This window comes from Nocardia otitidiscaviarum NBRC 14405 (assembly GCF_000308635.1).
GTDB classification, from domain to species: domain Bacteria; phylum Actinomycetota; class Actinomycetes; order Mycobacteriales; family Mycobacteriaceae; genus Nocardia; species Nocardia otitidiscaviarum.
In genome coordinates this window covers 1-591 of record NZ_BAGD01000237.1, presented here as the reverse complement: position 1 = coordinate 591, position 591 = coordinate 1, and the positions used below count along the sequence as shown (strand labels likewise).

Here is a 591-nt window from a genome sequence, read left to right as displayed (position 1 = left end):
ATCAACGGCGCGGTCGAACGTTGCTGCCCGAAATGCGGTGCGGCAATCGGCGACCCGTGCATCGCCAAGACTGGCCTCGGACAGAAAATACCCTGCCTCGCCCGCATGACCGGCCGGTCCGGAGCAGTCGGCGAACCATGACCGCCGACGAGCCCGCGGTCGAGCGGTTCGAGGTCGACCTCGAAATGCTGCTGAGCGTGTTCCTCGACGGAATGCACTCCGGCGGCACGACCATCCTCGGCCACTTCGCGCCCTACCTCGCCAGCGACGCCGGCCTCGCCGCCTCCGCCATCCTCGCGCCCATCGCTGAGGACCCGCTCGCCCTCGAATCCCTACGCCACCTCATCCGCCGCCGACTGCGCGGCGACATCACCCCCGAAACCACCGAAGTTCGCGTTTACGGAAGCGAGTAGCCCATGTCCGACCTGCCCCGTACCACCAAATCCGGCCGAATCCTGCTGCGCCGCTTCACAGCCGACCCCGTACACGTTTACCTCGGCCCGACCAAACCCGGAAACGGCGTGTCCCGAGTGCATCTCGACCGGCTGCTCGACGACCAGCTCGTCACACTCGGCGAACACGAGCACGGCC

General features: G+C 67.3%; 1 protein-coding gene. It reads left to right on the top strand.

Annotated features, from left to right (window positions below; all coding sequences use genetic code 11):
- The first annotated feature begins 137 nt into the window (after positions 1–137).
- Complete coding sequence (locus ON31_RS29470) at positions 138–413, top strand: hypothetical protein (RefSeq protein WP_039818341.1); 276 nt, start codon at positions 138–140, stop codon at positions 411–413.
- The last annotated feature ends 178 nt before the right edge of the window (positions 414–591 follow it).

Coding starts and splice junctions, on each gene's coding strand:
- ON31_RS29470 (WP_039818341.1), top strand. CDS start 138: ATGACCGCCGACGAGCCCGCGGTCGAGCGGTTCGAGGTCGACCTCGAA.